Annotated in this window: 17 protein-coding genes; 10 read left to right on the top strand and 7 right to left on the bottom strand. The window is 64.4% G+C overall.

From position 1 onward, the window contains the following. Positions 1-40: 40 nt before the first annotated feature. Positions 41-901: a DUF6279 family lipoprotein gene (locus HU729_RS22040; RefSeq protein WP_186711552.1), complete on the bottom strand. Its 861-nt coding sequence runs from the start codon at positions 899-901 to the stop codon at positions 41-43. A 124-nt stretch (positions 902-1,025) separates the two neighbouring features. Here HU729_RS22040 and HU729_RS22035 point away from each other — a divergent pair, with 124 nt between their 5' ends. After that, complete coding sequence (locus tag HU729_RS22035; RefSeq protein ID WP_186711551.1) at positions 1,026-1,862, top strand: S1-like domain-containing RNA-binding protein; 837 nt, start codon at positions 1,026-1,028, stop codon at positions 1,860-1,862. On the opposite strand, the gene HU729_RS22030 is transcribed toward HU729_RS22035, so the two are convergent. Next, complete coding sequence (locus tag HU729_RS22030; RefSeq protein WP_186666897.1) at positions 1,863-2,243, bottom strand: hypothetical protein; 381 nt, start codon at positions 2,241-2,243, stop codon at positions 1,863-1,865. Positions 2,244-2,369: 126 nt separating this feature from the next. Beyond that, positions 2,370-3,842 carry a right-handed parallel beta-helix repeat-containing protein gene (locus HU729_RS22025; protein ID WP_186711550.1) on the bottom strand — a complete coding sequence of 491 codons (1,473 nt, stop codon included), beginning with the start codon at positions 3,840-3,842 and terminating at the stop codon, positions 2,370-2,372. Positions 3,843-4,058: 216 nt separating this feature from the next. On the opposite strand from HU729_RS22025, the gene HU729_RS22020 reads away from it, so the two are divergent. From HU729_RS22020 to def, 3 genes are all read left to right on the top strand, one after another. Further along, on the top strand, positions 4,059-4,238 hold the full coding sequence (locus HU729_RS22020; protein ID WP_186711549.1) for a CsbD family protein: 180 nt from the start codon (positions 4,059-4,061) through the stop codon (positions 4,236-4,238). A 186-nt stretch (positions 4,239-4,424) separates the two neighbouring features. After that, positions 4,425-5,381 carry a YihY/virulence factor BrkB family protein gene (locus HU729_RS22015; protein WP_186666894.1) on the top strand — a complete coding sequence of 319 codons (957 nt, stop codon included), beginning with the start codon at positions 4,425-4,427 and terminating at the stop codon, positions 5,379-5,381. Further along, positions 5,381-5,917 carry a peptide deformylase gene (gene def, locus HU729_RS22010; RefSeq protein ID WP_186666893.1) on the top strand — a complete coding sequence of 179 codons (537 nt, stop codon included), beginning with the start codon at positions 5,381-5,383 and terminating at the stop codon, positions 5,915-5,917. The genes HU729_RS22015 and def overlap by 1 nt, the downstream gene beginning before the upstream one ends. Here the strand turns inward: def and HU729_RS22005 are convergent. Beyond that, on the bottom strand, positions 5,872-6,321 hold the full coding sequence (locus HU729_RS22005) for a GNAT family N-acetyltransferase (protein ID WP_186666892.1): 450 nt from the start codon (positions 6,319-6,321) through the stop codon (positions 5,872-5,874). The genes def and HU729_RS22005 overlap by 46 nt on opposite strands. A gap of 221 nt (positions 6,322-6,542) precedes the next feature. Here HU729_RS22005 and HU729_RS22000 point away from each other — a divergent pair, with 221 nt between their 5' ends. After that, the gene (locus HU729_RS22000; protein ID WP_065861450.1) at positions 6,543-6,797 is read left to right on the top strand and encodes a DUF2790 domain-containing protein; all 255 of its coding nucleotides are present in this window, start codon (positions 6,543-6,545) and stop codon (positions 6,795-6,797) included. Positions 6,798-6,800: 3 nt separating this feature from the next. Here the strand turns inward: HU729_RS22000 and HU729_RS21995 are convergent, their stop codons facing one another. Continuing rightward, complete coding sequence (locus HU729_RS21995; RefSeq protein WP_186711548.1) at positions 6,801-8,171, bottom strand: PLP-dependent aminotransferase family protein; 1,371 nt, start codon at positions 8,169-8,171, stop codon at positions 6,801-6,803. Between the two features lie 75 nt (positions 8,172-8,246). Between HU729_RS21995 and HU729_RS21990 the strand changes: the two genes are divergently transcribed. The 4 genes from HU729_RS21990 (at position 8,247) to HU729_RS21975 (ending at position 11,435) form a co-directional block, all read left to right on the top strand. Further along, positions 8,247-9,200 carry a threonine dehydratase gene (locus HU729_RS21990; RefSeq protein WP_186711547.1) on the top strand — a complete coding sequence of 318 codons (954 nt, stop codon included), beginning with the start codon at positions 8,247-8,249 and terminating at the stop codon, positions 9,198-9,200. A gap of 150 nt (positions 9,201-9,350) precedes the next feature. Next, entirely contained in the window at positions 9,351-9,776 is a 426-nt protein-coding gene (locus HU729_RS21985) for a nuclear transport factor 2 family protein (RefSeq protein ID WP_186711546.1), read from the top strand. Between the two features lie 24 nt (positions 9,777-9,800). Then, complete coding sequence (locus HU729_RS21980) at positions 9,801-10,145, top strand: YciI family protein (RefSeq protein ID WP_063543704.1); 345 nt, start codon at positions 9,801-9,803, stop codon at positions 10,143-10,145. A gap of 42 nt (positions 10,146-10,187) precedes the next feature. Next, positions 10,188-11,435, top strand: coding sequence for an RNA polymerase sigma factor (locus tag HU729_RS21975; RefSeq protein ID WP_186711545.1), 1,248 nt, complete (start codon positions 10,188-10,190; stop codon positions 11,433-11,435). Between the two features lie 23 nt (positions 11,436-11,458). Here HU729_RS21975 and HU729_RS21970 read toward each other — a convergent pair whose 3' ends face one another. Then, positions 11,459-11,929 (bottom strand): MaoC family dehydratase, encoded by a 471-nt coding sequence (locus HU729_RS21970; RefSeq protein WP_054893311.1) that lies wholly within the window; start codon positions 11,927-11,929, stop codon positions 11,459-11,461. Positions 11,930-11,962: 33 nt separating this feature from the next. Beyond that, positions 11,963-12,907 carry an alpha/beta hydrolase gene (locus HU729_RS21965; protein WP_186711544.1) on the bottom strand — a complete coding sequence of 315 codons (945 nt, stop codon included), beginning with the start codon at positions 12,905-12,907 and terminating at the stop codon, positions 11,963-11,965. 201 nt (positions 12,908-13,108) lie between these two features. On the opposite strand from HU729_RS21965, the gene fadD2 reads away from it, so the two are divergent. Next, entirely contained in the window at positions 13,109-14,797 is a 1,689-nt protein-coding gene (fadD2, locus tag HU729_RS21960) for a long-chain-fatty-acid--CoA ligase FadD2 (protein ID WP_186666885.1), read from the top strand. The last annotated feature ends 118 nt before the right edge of the window (positions 14,798-14,915 follow it).

Here is a 14,915-nt window from a genome sequence, read left to right as displayed (position 1 = left end):
TCGCCGCTGCGACTTGCCCGCGAAAAGGCCACCCCGACCCTCACCCCTTGAGGCACTTCAGCTCGCTGAAGTCACGACGTACCTTGGCCAGCCGATCCTGCAGGAACTGCCGCTGCGCCGGGCTGCTCTGCTGCATCAGGTCGACAAGCAGGCTGCGTGCCTGCAGTTCGGTGTTCTCGAAGGCCATGCGGTAGGCCGGTGACCACAGGCTCTCCTTGCGCTGCAGCAGCTGCGCCAGGCGCGGCTCGAACGCTGGCGAGCGGCGTTGCTCCATGGCCAGCACCAACTGCTGCTGCCAGGCTTGGCGGTTGGCGATCCACTCGCTGTTCTGATCGCCGAGGGCCTGGGACCAGGTCATCACCCGCAGGCGCTGGCGGGCATTGAGTTCGCCCAGCCACGGCGTCAGGCGTTTTTCCATGCGCGTTGCGCGCGCCTGGATCTGCTTGGGCAGCGGAGTGTCGACATACTGTTTCTGGCGTTCGGCAATGTCGTCATCGAACGCCTTGCGCATTTCGGCGACCTGCGCGTCGCTCATGCCGCGCAGCAATTCGGTCGCGGAGGGTGTGATTTCTTCGGCGACCCGGCCAATGGCCTGGCGCGCCTCGGTAGTGCGCTGCTGCAGGGCCCGGTCGGTCACGGTCTGGTTGGCAACCATCAGGCGCACCTTGTCGAGCCAGTCGAGGTAGCCGGGCAGCTGTGTCTTGCAGTGCCAGGCCAGGTGTTCCTTGAGCCGTTCGTCGAGCAGGGCCTTCTGCTGGCGATTCATGTCCAGGTAGTCGCCCAGCGACCAGGGCACCAGCCGGTCGAGGTTGCGGTAGGCGAGGTCGATACGGCTGCAGGCCGCGAGCGTAAGGGCAAACGCGAGAATGAGCAGCAGGGCTCTGGGCAGACGGACAGGCATGAGCGAATCCTTGCAGGTTGCTTGCCAGGCAATAGATACGCGCCGCGCTCGGCGGTTCCCACGGATCGGGCAGCCGGGCAGCTTCAGGTGTAGAATAGCCGCCTTGTCTTGAGGAACATCGGAAATGGCTCTGCTTGGGCGTTACAACAGTTTGCAAATCGTGAAACACGTGGAGTTCGGTCTGTACCTGGACGGCGGCGCCGACGGCGAGATCCTCCTGCCCAGGCGCTACTTCCCCAAGGACGCCGAGCTCGAGCTCGACGACTGGCTGAACGTGTTCATCTACCTCGACAGCGAAGACCAGCTGATCGCCACCACCGAGAAACCCAAGGTGCAGGTCGGTGAGTTCGCCAGTCTCAAGGTCAAGGACATCAACGGTGCCGGCATCTTCCTCGATTGGGGCCTGTCCAAGGACTTGCTGATGCCCTACTCGGAAGAGGCGCAGCAGTTGAAGATCGGCGATTACTGCGTGGTGCACGCTTACCTCGACAAGCGCACCCGACGCATCACCGCCACCGCGCGCCTGGACCGCTACCTCGACCGTACCCCGGCCGACTACAAGGCGGGCCAGCCGGTGGAGTTGCTGGTGGCGGGCGAGACGCCAATGGGCTTCAAGGCGATCATCAACAACCGCCACTGGGGCCTGATCCACAAGAACGAGGTGTTCAAGTTCCTGCGCTCGGGCATGCACGAGAAGGGCTTCATCAAGGAAGTGCGCCACGACGGCAAGATCGCCCTGAGTCTGCAGCCGGTGGGCGCGGCCTTGGCCGACAGCCTGCAGGAGCAGATCCTCAAGCGCCTGGACGAATCCGGAGGCGTGCTGCCGGTGTGCGACAAGAGCGCACCGGAAGTGATCGCCAAGCTGTTCAACGTCAGCAAGGGCAATTTCAAGAAGGCTATTGGCGGGCTGTTCAAGCAGGGGCTGATCGTCATCCATGACGATCGCATCGAGCGGGCCTGATCAGGCCTGCACGAAGGTGCTGAAGTCCAGTTGCTCACCGCCTGGGCGGGTGTCGCGCAGCAGCGAGTCGCGGTCGGCGCTCAGCGCCAGGCTGATGGTCGAGCGGCGCTTGCCGGGGTGGCGGACTTCCATCTGTTCCTGATGCGCGCGCAGGAAGTTGACCGGCACTTTCAAGTGCTGCAGTTCGTCGGTTTCCGGGGAGTGCAGCAGCAGGTTGACCCAATCGGGCTGGCCTTTGCGCAGCAATGCCACCGGCACCTCGAACCACCACAGGTTGCGTTTCTTGTCGAGGATGGCGAACAGGGTGTTGTCGCGGTCTAGCACCGGCCGGTTCAGCGCTTGGTTGCGCCGGGCGATGGCGGTGGGTTTGTCGAGTTTCATGCAGGTTCCTGCGGGTTGACGCCAGAAAGGCCTGACATTGTGCGGGGTGGCGCGGGGCGCGGCAAGGGTTGTGGGGTGGGTTGGGTCGGCCTCCTCGCGGGTTTGCCCGTGAAGAGGCCCTGAGCTTCAGCGCCGCAACGGCTGGCTCAACTCCGAGGTCGCGCCATCGGCTGTGGTCACCGTCGCGGTGAAGCTGTTCAAGCCGTCACTGCCGTCCAGCCTCTTCTCGAACCGTGCCTTGCCCTGGGCATCGCTGGCGACCAGCACCTCGCCCAGATACTGCTCCGCCTCCCGCCCATCCGCCGCCGCATTGCCGAACACCTCGATGCGCAGCAGGCTGGATGCCGGCCCTTGCACTTCACCTTGCAGCATCTGCCCGGCCAGCCCGATCAGACGCGGCGCCTGCTGATTGTGATTGGGCAGCGGCTGGCACGGCTGGGGTTGGCCGCTGCCATCGCAGATGATCGCCTGGTCCTTTTTCGCCAGTTCCGCGCCGACACCGCGCGAACCGACGTACAGCGCGTGGGCCTGGGCCGGCACACCGAAGATGATCGCGCCAGTGCGCTGGTTCGCGACGCACGAGCCACCCGCTTCGCAGCGCCGGATATCCAGGCCATTGCCCCAGATACGGTTGGCGGTGACGCGGGTGGCGGTGACTTCCGGCTCCGGACGCAGGGCCACGCCAATGCGGTTGCCGTGGATCAGGTTGCCGTCGAGGATGTTGCCCTCGCCGGTCACGCTGATGCCGATGGAGTTGCCGGTGAAGGTATTGGCACCCAGGTAGTTGCGCTTGCCCCAGTTGATCTGCAGGCCGTCGGAGTAGTTCTCGAAGCGGTTGCGCACCACGCTGTTGTCGTTGCCCAGCAGGATCTCGATGCCCTGGGAAGGCTCGGGATTGGCGTCGGTGGAGCGGAACAGGTTGTCGGCCACCAGGTTGAAGGCGGCGCCGCGGGTCAGCTCCAGCCCGTCGCCGTTGTCGACCAGTTGGTTGCGCAGCACCTTGTTGTTGAGTGTGGTGGTGGCCGTCGGGTTGCCCGCGCCGTCATCGCCCGTGAGCATGATCCCGGCCCCGCCCTTGTTGGCGACGATGCGGTTGTCTTCGATCACGTTGCCGCTGGCGCGGTTGACCAGGATGCCGATGCAGAAGTTGCGCACTTCCAGGCCACTCAGGTGCACGCCCTGGGTGTCGCGCAGCACCAGGCCGGGGTTGGTGGTGGTGCGCACATTGGTGCCGAACTGGCCGGGCAGGGCGCCTGGGCAGGTGCGTACCCCCTGGTCCTTGATGTAGCCGGCGCCGTCGATGGCGATGTACTGGCCGTCACGTGCCCAGGCCAGGCCGGTGATGCGTACCGGGCCTTTGATTTCAGGCAGTGGCCGGCTCGGGCGGATCACGTAGGGCGGCTCGCCGACCGCGGCGATGTCGATGCGGTAGTGGCCGGGGTTGCGGTTGCTGGTTTCCAGGGCCCAGCGCAGGGTGCCGGGTTGGTCGTCGTCGGTGTAGCGCTCGACCCGCAAGGTTTGCACGGCGGTCGGGGCGGCGGCGAGGGTGGGCAGGGGAAGCAACGGCAGCATGGCCGCGAGTAGGGGTATCAATCGCATGTGCAAGGTTTCCACGAACTGTTGTTTTTATGAATGGCCGGATTCTAGAGCTGCGCCTTCCGAGTGCGCAGCGGCGCTGGGACAATTCGGTGCGGTATTCGCCCGCTGTTTGCCGTTCGGCTTGGTGCCCGAGAAATTGTTGAAACTCTTGCGCAAGCGAACCGGTCCACCTTTTGTCGACACGGTTCACGTGTCTCTTTTTGCAGGAGATTCGCCATGAGCGGCACTAAAGACAAAGTCAAGGGCCTGGTCAACGAAGCGGTTGGCAACATCAAGCAAGGCGTCGGTAAAGTGACCGACAACGACAAGCTGCGTGCCGAGGGCAAGGCCCAGGAACTCAAGGGCGAAGGGCAGCAGGCGGTGGGCAAGGTCAAGGATGCGGTGAAAAAGCCTTGAACCGCGGTTGATGCACAGGGCCTTGTGGGCGCGCCGTTTTGCGCCCATGAGGCCTTACCGTTTTGTCTCAACGTCCGCCGTAGCCGTTTTCCTGATTTCGCCAGTGAGCAGTACGCGGTGCGCGTGGTCTATTAGACTTGTCTGCACAGTTGCAACCACGACGATCAAGCGGCGAAAGGAGACGCTATGATTTTTCCCGCCCTGCAGGGCCTGCCTCTGCACCGCGTGCTGGTGCGCACCGTCAAGGAATTCCTCGATGACGAGATGTCCACCTATGCCTCGGCACTGGCCTACCAGATGCTGTTCTCGCTGTTCCCTTTCATTTTGTTTCTGATCGCGCTGATCGGTTTCCTGCACCTGCCCGACTTCTTCTCCTGGTTGCGCCTGCAATCGGAACTGGTGCTGCCGCCCCAGGCACTCGAACAAGTCAATCCGGTGATCGACCAACTGCAGCAATCGAAGGGCGGATTGCTCTCGGTGGGTATCGTCATCGCCCTGTGGACGGCCTCGGCCGGTGTGCGCCTGATGATGAGCGCCATGAACGCCGCCTACGATGTGCCCGAGGGCCGTCCGGTGTGGAAGCGCATCCCGTTGTCGATCTTCTACACCATCGGCATCGCTGGCATGCTGCTGGCCGCCGCCGCACTCATGGTGCTGGGGCCGCAGGTGATGGAGTGGATCGCCGCCCAGGTCGGCCTGCAGGAGGTGATCGTCACCATTTGGACCGTGCTGCGTTGGCCGGCGATCATCATCCTGATGATGGTGGCGGTGGCGTTGATCTACTACGTGATGCCCGACGTGAAGCAGAAATTCCGCTTCATCACCCCAGGCTCGGTGCTGGCGGTGGTGGTGTGGATCATCGCCTCATTGGGCTTTGCCTACTACGTCAAGACCTTCGCCGACTACAACGCCATGTACGGCAGCATCGGGGCGATCATCGTGCTGTTGCTGTATTTCTATATCTCCGCCGCCGTGCTATTGCTGGGCGCCGAGATGAATGCGGTGATCGAGCACATGTCGGCTGAAGGCAAGAACCCCGGCGAGAAGGATTTCGACGGCGAGCAGCCGAAGGAGACCATCACTGTGCTCGGCCATGAGCATCCCGCGCATGCCGAACCCCAGACCCGTGAGCCGAACCCCTGATGATCCGTGACATCCTCAAGATGGGCGATGAGCGCCTGCTGCGCATCGCACCGCCTGTGCCCGAGCAGATGATCGGCAGCCCAGAGCTGCAGCAACTGATCGACGACATGTTCGAGACCATGCGCCACGTCGGTGGCGTCGGCCTGGCCGCGCCGCAGATCGGCATCGACCTGCAGCTGGTGATCTTCGGATTCGAGCGCAGCGAGCGCTATCCGGACGCCGAGCCCGTGCCGCAGACCATCCTGCTCAACCCGTTGATCACCCCGATGTCCACCGAGCTCGAGGACGGTTGGGAAGGGTGCCTGTCAGTGCCGGGCTTGCGCGGTGTCGTGCCCCGCTACAAGCACATCCGCTATGAGGGCCTCGACCCCCAGGGTGCCCCGATCAACCGCTTCGCCGATGGCTTTCATGCGCGGGTGGTGCAGCATGAGTGCGATCACCTCATCGGCCGGCTCTACCCATCGCGCATCCAGGATTTTGCCCGCTTCGGCTATACCGATGTGCTGTTTCCCGGGCTCGACGTTGCCGACGACTGAGCGCACACCATCGCTACCAGCGCTTTGCTGCGTTGGTAGCGGGCCAGCCGCGAGGCCAGTTCGGCGGGCAGGGCGCTCGCCGTTGTGAATGCCTGGCGCGCATAGAAGCTTTGCAGGTCGGGGTGGCAGAACAGCCAGGTCGGGCCTGTGCTGTCGGCCAGCGCTGCGCCTACCAGCCCTGCAGCGACACCCTGGCCACGCCACTGTGGCGCCACGAACAGGCCGGTCAGCCAGTGGCCATCGGCGACGGGCGTCAGGTTCAATGCACCCACCATGACCTGATTACGCGCGACCCACAGTTGGCCCTCTGCGCTGGCGCGCATGCGCGAGCCGTGCTGGCGGTAGAAGTGGTCGAGCAGGCGGCGCTGCGAGCGGCAGAGCGGGAGGAATTCGGGCAGGGTCATGGGGGGCTTTGTCGCAGATTGTTGCAAATCTGGCAAGGGTGAATATCCGACTGCAGGGTTCAAGTATTCGGTGGCGGGCGTAGAATTTCACTCATCCCTTCTGCAGTACGACGATGCGGGATCGGTGCTTCGTGTCATCGCCGACGATGACAACTTCTCCGCGCCAGTGACGGCATAAGAAGTCAATCGATCAACGTGATTGCTTTCAAGGCCACAGACTCATGAAAACATTACTCATTCTTGCATTGGTCGGGATGTCTTCGCTCGCCCTCGCGGACGAGGCCAAGACCACCCAGCCCCAGCCCCCGGTGCAGTACGATTACTCGATGAACCTGGATATCAAGCGGGTGATCAATCTGTCGACCATCCCCGATGTCTGCGAGGTGGTGCCGGCCACCATGACCTATGAAGATCATCAAGGTCAGGTGCACACCATTCAGTACCGAGCCATGGGCGAGGGTTGCCAGCAGGGGTGAGGGCTATCTCCCTGCCAGCTCGCCAAGTACCGCGCGCACGACGTCCAGCCCCTGCTTGAGCTGCGCGCGGCTGGTGGCGGCCGACAGGCTGATGCGCACGGCCCTGACCTCATCGCCACCCACCGCGAAGACACTGGCCGGCACCACTTCGACCCCACGTGCCCGGCACGCGCCTACCAGTGCTTCAGCAGGCCCCGGGGTGCTTACCCAGACATGTGGCGAGGGCTCATCCTGAGCGCGCATCGCCTCACCGAACAGACGTCGCGCCAGGCGCCAGCGTTCCCCGATTTCCTCCCGTTGCCAAGCCAGCCGCCGCGCGGCTGTGCCATTGGCGATCCATTGGCAGGCGATGCGTAGGTTCAGCGGTGACACCGGCCAGTGCGTGGCCCGGGCATGCGGGTCGATGTGTTCCAGCACTGACGCCGGTGCGGCGATCCAGCCCAGGCGCAGCCCCGCCGCGACCGTCTTGGACAAGCTGCTGACGAGTATCCCCTGGCCGTCGAGCAAGGGGTAGAAGGGGGGCCGCTCGCTCAGTGCGCCATAGACATCATCTTCGATCACCCGCAGGCCGTGGCGCTTCACCACCTCGGCGACGGCCTGGCGACGGCTGTCGTCCATGCAGGCCCCGGTGGGATTGTGCAGGGTCGGCGTGGTCACCAGCACCCTGGCGCCACTGGCCCGCGTCACCCGGTCGAGCTCATCCGGGCGCAGCCCCTGGTGATCCAGGGCCACGCCATGCACTGGCAGGCGCAACTGGCGACACGCTGCCTTGATCCCTGGTGCGGTCAGGGCTTCGACCATGACCGCCTCGCCGGGCTGGCACAGCGACTGCAGCACACAGGCCAGCCCTTGCTGGGCGCCGCCGCACAGCAGCAGGTCGTCAGCGCCCAGCACCAGTCCGCGCTGGGCCAGCCAGCGTGCGCCATGCAGACGAGCGAGCAGCAACTGGTCATGATCGAGGTAGTGATCGAGCAGGTTGAGGTCGTCCGCCTGCAGCAATGCCTGGAGGCTGTGCTGCAGGTCGTGCGGGTGCGGATCGGCCACCGGCACGTTGGTCGACAGGTCGATCAGCGACGAATGCCGGTCGTGCTGTTTGAGGCGAAACAGCGTTGCTTCCTTGCTGCCCGCCAATACGTAGGTACCGCGTCCCACTTCGCCGGCCACCAGGTGTCGCGCGGCAGCTTCGCGGTAAGCCTGCTGGGTGGTGCTCGGGTTGAGCCCCAGCTTCCAGGCCAGGCGCCGTTGTGGCGGCAGACGTTCCCCTACCTTGAGTTCACCGCGTTCGATGGCGGCGGCGATGGCATCGACCAGTGCCAGGTAGCGGGGTTGGGCGTCGTCGATCAGTTCCGGGGTCCACACGAAATTGCTACCCATGCAATATAAGGTTTGACCCATACAATGCCCGGCGCTCAGGATCGTCGCAACTGCCCTCGATGAAGGATGATCGCCATGTTCGACCTCACTGCCCTGCGCGAAGCCGCCGATTTCGTTCACCAGCATGTGCCTGCGACGCCACAGCGCGTCTGGCCGTTGCTCGCCGAGCGGGCCGGCTGCCAACTGTGGGTCAAGCATGAGAACCATGCGCCGACTGGCGCATTCAAGGTGCGCGGCGGGCTGGTCTATGTGCGCTCGCTGCTGGCCAGCGGTGATGTGCCTGCGGGGCTGGTCACCGCCACCCGCGGCAATCATGGCCAGAGCATGGCCCTGGCGGCGCGCCAGGCAGGCTTGCCGCTGGTGATCGTGGTGCCTGAAGGCAACTCGCGGGAGAAGAACGCCGCCATGCGTGCGCTGGGTGCCGAACTGATCGAGCATGGTGTCGATTTCGACGTGGCCCGTGAGTACGCCGCCCAGCTGGCCGAACAGCGCGGCTACCGGATGGTGCCCTCGTTCCACCCTGAGCTGGTGCGCGGCGTGGCGACCTATGCGTTGGAGTTGTTCGAGGCCGTGTCGGACCTCGACACCGTGTATGTGCCGATCGGTATGGGGTCTGGCATCTGCGGGCTGATCCAGGCGCGTAACCTGCTGGGGCTGCGGACCGAGATCGTTGGCGTGGTGTCCTGCGCCGCGGATGCCTATGCACAGAGCTTCGAGCTGGGGCGTATCGTCACCACGGCCACCGCCGACACCTTTGCCGACGGCATGGCCTGCCGCGTGCCGCACCCGGACGCTTTCGCCCTGGTGCGTGAGCATGCTGCGCGCATCGTCCGGGTGAGCGATGACGAGATCGCCCAGGCCATGCGCCTCTACCACGAAACCACCCACAACACCGCCGAAGGCGCGGGCGCCGCAGCGCTGGCCGCACTGTTGCAGGAGCGCGAACGCCAGCAGGGCAGGAGGGTTGCGGTGGTGTTGAGCGGGGCCAACGTGGACCGGGCGCGTTATGCGCAGGTGTTGGCTGGGTAAAGACAGCGAAGGCCCGTCGGCACAGGCCGATAACGGAAAACCGCAAAAAGTTTTCCAGCGTTGTCGATTCTTCCCATCCCCAGTCGACCATCAGTGAAGGCGCCGCAAACACTCGGCGCCACCCACTGATGACCTGCTGGAGGCTTGCCCATGAATACCCCCGCCGAAACCGAAATCCGTCAACTCATCGACGGCTGGATCCAGGCCGTGCGCGAGCGCGACCTGCCGGCCATCGTCGCGCCCTATGCCGATGACATCGTTGCCTTCGACGCCATCCAGGCCCTGCAATTCAAGGGTAAGGCTGCCTACCAGGCACACTGGGAAATGTGCATGGGCTTTTGCACCGGTCCGATGGTCTTCGAGGTGGCCGAGCTGACCGTCCAGGCCGATGGCGACCTGGCCCTGGCGCATTGGCTCAACCGCTGCGGCCCGGCCGACGATGAAAGCCAGTGCGGCTTCATGCGCGTCACGGTGGGCTATCGTCGTAGTGCAGGGCGCTGGCAGGTGATCCATGAGCACTGGTCGGCACCGTTCGACATGGAAACCCAGAAGGCTCGCTTCGACCTCAAGCCCTGAACCGCCCGTCAGCTGGAGACGATCATGAAATACCTGTGCCTGGTCTATTGTGACGAGGGGCTGCTGCACAGCCTGCCCGACAGCCCCGAAGACGCCGAGTGCATGGCTTACGCCGAGTCGCTGCACGGCTCCGGGCGGATGCTTGCGGCCGAGGCGCTCAAGCCGGTGCAGACCGCCACTACGGTGCGCATGCGCGCTGGCAAGATGAGCCTGACCGACGGGCCCTTCGCCGAAACCAAGGAGCAACTGGCCGGCTTCTACCTGGTCGATGCCCGTGACCTCAACGAGGCACTGAACATCGCCAAAGGCATTCCGGCGGCGCGGGTCGGCAGTGTCGAAGTGAGGCCGGTGCGCGAACTGCAACCCTGATGACGGGAGGTCAGCCAAGATGACGCCGCGGACCGCAACACGATGACGGGTGATGAACTGCGCACCCAGGTCGAGGTTATCTACCGGCGCGACTCGCGGCGCATCCTGGCGACCCTGATCCGCCTGTTGGGTGATTTCGACCTGGCCGAGGAGGCCCTGCATGATGCCTTCTTCATTGCCGTGGAGCGTTGGCAGCGCGACGGCATGCCGGATAACCCCCGGGCCTGGCTGGTCTCGGCCGGGCGCTTCAAGGCCATCGATGCCTTGCGCAGACGCGCCCGTTTCGATCGTTCGCAGGCGGCGCTGATCATGCAGCTCGAGGACCCGTCGCAGGATCCGAGCGAGGAGGAACTGCTCGCTGACGACCGCTTGCGCTTGATCTTCACCTGTTGTCACCCGGCGTTGTCCGCCGATGCCCAGGTGCCTTTGACCCTGCGTGAGGTGTGCGATCTGACCACCGAGCAGATCGCCCGCGCGTTCCTGCAGTCGCCCTCGACCATCGCCCAGCGCATCGTGCGGGCCAAGGCCAAGATCCGCGATGCACGGATTCCCTACCAGGTGCCCGCCATGGGCGAACTGGCCGAGCGCCTGGAAAGTGTGTTGCGGGTGATTTACCTGGTGTTCAACGAAGGCTATTCGGCGTCGGCGGGGGAAGACCTGGTGCAGCGCGACCTGTGTGACGAGGCGATTCGCCTGGGGCGGCTGCTGGCGCAATTGCTGCCGGATCCAGAGGTGTTTGGCCTGCTGGCGTTGATGCTGTTGCAAGCGTCGCGCCAGCAGGCGCGCACCGATGGCGAAGGCGAGCTGGTGCTGCTCGACCAGCAGGACCGTAGCCTGTGGGACAAGGCACAGATCGAGGAGGGGTGTGCCTTGGTGCGTCATGCGCTGGGCAGCCGTGATATCGGGCCCTACAGCGTGCAGGCGGCGATCGCTGCAGTGCATGCCGAGGCCGCCAGCGCCCAGGACACCGACTGGGCAGAGATCGTCGGCCTGTATGACGTGTTGCTGCGGCACTGGCCGTCACCTGTGATCGAACTCAACCGCGCAGTGGCGCTGGCCAGTCGTGACGGACCGGCGATGGGCCTGGTAGAGGTGGAGGCGATTCTGGGGCGGGGCGAGTTGCTCGACTACCATCTGGCCCACGCGGCACGGGCTCAGTTGCACGGGCAATTGGGGCATGTGCAGCAGGCTCGGGAGGCGTGGGGCAGGGCGCTGGCGCTGGCCCGCCAGGAACCTGAGCGGCGGCATATCGAGCGCTGCCTGAGGGCGTTGGAGCCCTGTCGCGGGTAGATCCGCGACAGGATACTGCTCGATCAGCCGGCGACAAAGTTCGGCGGCGATACCAGCTCTACTGTCTGCTGCTTGCGTGGCGCCAGGATCTCGGCCTCGCCCTCGACTACCAGTTCGTCGTTCTGGTTGTACACGTTGGTGGCGATGCGCACCTTGAACTTGGGCAGCTTCTCGAGGATTTCCAGGCGTACGGTCAGGGTGTCGCCAATCTTCACCGGCTTCTGGAAGCTCATCTTCTGCCCCAGGTAGATGGTGCCGGGCCCTGGCAAGGTGCAGGCGACCGCGGCGCTGATCAGGGCACCGCTGAACATGCCGTGGGCGATGCGCTCGCGGAACATGCTCTTGGCCGCGAACTCGGCGTCCAGGTGCACCGGGTTGTGGTCACCGGACATGGCGGCGAACAGCTGGATGTCGCGTTCTTCCACCGATTTTTCATAACTGGCTTTCTGGCCGACTTCGAGGGCTTCGTAGGGCGTGTTGGTGACCTGGGTCATCAGGGCTTCCTTGGAGGGACGAGGCGGTGCACATCATTCGCTGCGGGCAGGGCGGCCAAGGGCCAGTGCCTGTTCCAGCCAGGCAATGATGTCGTGGGTGACCTCGTCGCGATTGGTTTCGTTGAGCACTTCGTGGCGTGCCTGCGGGTAGACGCGCAATTGTACATGGCGATTGCCGGTCGCGCGCAGGGCGTTGGCCAGGTGGGTGAGACGCTTGCCGGCGCTGACCGGATCACATTCGCCGCCGATCACCAGCATCGGCAGGTTCGGATCGATCTGCGCCAGATGGCGCGGTTGGCTGATCTGTGCCAGGCCTTGCAGCAGGTCGAGCCACAGCTGGTTGCTGCAACGAAAGCCGCACAGCGGGTCGTCGATGTAGGCGTCGACCTCGGCCGGGTCGCGGCTGAGCCAGTCGAACGCCGTGCGGTTGGGTTTGAAGGCCTTGTTGAACGAGCCGAACGACAGCCAGTCGATCAGCGCGCTCTTGCCCTCCACCCCCTGGCGCCAGGCCTCCAGGCGGGCGATCAGGCGTGCTGCGCGATAGAGCGCAGGCGGCTGGAAGTTCGAGCCGCTGAGCACCGCCCCATGCAGGCTGCCACTGTGGTGCAGCAGGTACGCCTGGGCGATGTAGCTGCCCATGCTGTGGCCGAACAGGAACAGCGGCGTGCCGGGGAACTGCTGGCCGATGTGCTGGCTGAGCAGGCCCAGGTCGTTGACCACCGTGTTCCAGCCGTGCTGATGGGCGAACAGACCGAGGCTACCGAGCTCCGCGGTGCGGCCGTGGCCACGCAGATCAGGGGCGAACAGGGCAAAGCCGGCATCGTTCAGCGCATGGCCCAGGCGCCGGTAGCGCCCGGCGTGCTCGGCCATGCCATGGGCCAGCAGCACAACGGCCTTGACCGGCGTCTGCGACAGCCACTGGTGGACGTACAGGCTGCAGTGCTCGCTGGCGGGTAGCCAGAAGGCGTCGTGGGGCATGGGAAATCCTTTGTGCACGGGATTGAGCTCAGTGTATGCACAATGACCAGGATTGCAGCAGGGGCACAAATAAGATTCACAATGTTAATGGCAGCCCTTGGCGTATTTGCCACCTCCGGCTTACCTGCTAACGTCGGCTGAACGCCTTTTTGCCGCTGGGCAATCAGGTCATGGACGGTTCAGGCTGAGGAACAACAATAAATGCAAGCCGACTTCTGGAATGACAAGCGCCCGGCGGGCGTGCCTTCCACCATAGACATCACTGCTTACAAATCCGTCGTCGAGGTGTTCGAGCGTTCCTGCAAACGCTTCGCCGACCGGCCGGCGTTCAGCAACCTCGGTGTCACCCTCAGTTACGCCGAACTGGAGCGCCATTCGGCGGCCTTTGCGGCCTGGCTGCAACAGCACACCGACCTCAAGCCCGGTGATCGCATCGCCGTGCAGATGCCCAATGTCCTGCAATACCCCATCGCCGTCTTCGGTGCGATGCGCGCCGGGTTGATCGTGGTCAACACCAACCCGCTGTACACCGAGCGCGAGATGCGCCACCAGTTCAATGACTCCGGCGCCCGTGCGCTGGTGTACCTGAACATGTTCGGCCAGCGGGTGCAGACGGTGCTGCCCGATACCGGCATCGAATACCTGATCGAGGCGAAGATGGGCGACCTGCTGCCCGCCGCCAAGGGCTGGCTGGTCAACACGGTGGTCGACAAGCTGAAGAAGATGGTGCCGGCCTACCGCCTGCCCCAGGCCGTGTCGTTCAAGCAGGTACTGCGCGAGGGCCGTGAGCTCACGCACAAGCCGGTGGTGCAGACGCTCGAGGATGTCGCCGTATTGCAATACACCGGCGGCACCACGGGGCTGGCCAAGGGCGCGATGCTCACCCACGGCAACCTGGTCGCCAACATGCTGCAGGTACTGGCCTGCTTCGCCCAGCACGGGCCCGACGGCCAGCCGCTGATCAAGGAAGGGCAGGAGGTGATGATCGCACCGCTGCCGCTGTATCACATCTATGCCTTCACTGCGAACTGCATGTGCATGATGGTCACGGGCAATCACAACGTACTGATCACCAACCCGCGCGACATTCCGGGCTTCATCAAGGAGCTGGGCAAGTGGCGCTTCTCGGCGCTGCTGGGCCTGAACACACTGTTCGTCGCGTTGATGGACAACCCGGGCTTCAAGTCGCTGGATTTCTCGGCGCTGAAGGTCACCAACTCGGGCGGCACGGCGTTGGTCAAGGCCACCGCCGAGCGCTGGGAGAGCCTGACTGGCTGTCGCATCGTCGAGGGTTACGGCCTGACCGAAACCTCCCCGGTGGCCAGCACCAACCCCTACGGGCAACTGGCGCGGCTGGGTACGGTGGGCATCCCGGTGGTCGGGACTGCATTCAAGGTCATCGACGACGACGGCAACGAAATGCCGCTGGGCGAACGCGGCGAGCTGTGCATCAAGGGGCCGCAGGTCATGAAGGGCTATTGGCAGCAGCCGGAGGCGACAGCCCAGGCGCTGGATGCCGACGGCTGGTTCAAGACCGGCGACATCGCGGTGATCGACCCGGACGGCTTCACCCGCATCGTCGATCGCAAGAAGGACATGATCATCGTCTCGGGCTTCAACGTGTATCCCAACGAGATCGAGGACGTGGTCATGGGCCACCCGCAGGTGGCCAGTTGCGCGGTGATCGGCGTGCCCGACGAACGCTCCGGCGAAGCGGTAAAACTGTTCGTGGTTCCTCGGGCGGGCGGTGTCAGCGTCGAGGAGCTCAAGACCTTCTGCAAGGCCAACTTCACCGGCTACAAGGTGCCCAAGCACATCGTGCTGCGCGATTCACTGCCCATGACGCCGGTAGGCAAGATCCTGCGTCGGGAGTTGCGCGACATCGCCTGAAATCCACCTCACCAGTGGAAGCAATTGTCTTGCTCAAAATTTAACGTCCAGCCCAACCCCCTGTGGGAGCGGCGGTTTGGCGTCCCGACTTGTCCCGCGATCGGGCGCGAAGCGGCCG

This window comes from Pseudomonas sp. RW10S2 (assembly GCF_014268985.1).
GTDB lineage: Bacteria > Pseudomonadota > Gammaproteobacteria > Pseudomonadales > Pseudomonadaceae > Aquipseudomonas > Aquipseudomonas wayambapalatensis.
The sequence above is the reverse complement of the archived record's forward strand: the minus strand, read 5'-3'. Positions and strand labels throughout refer to the sequence as shown.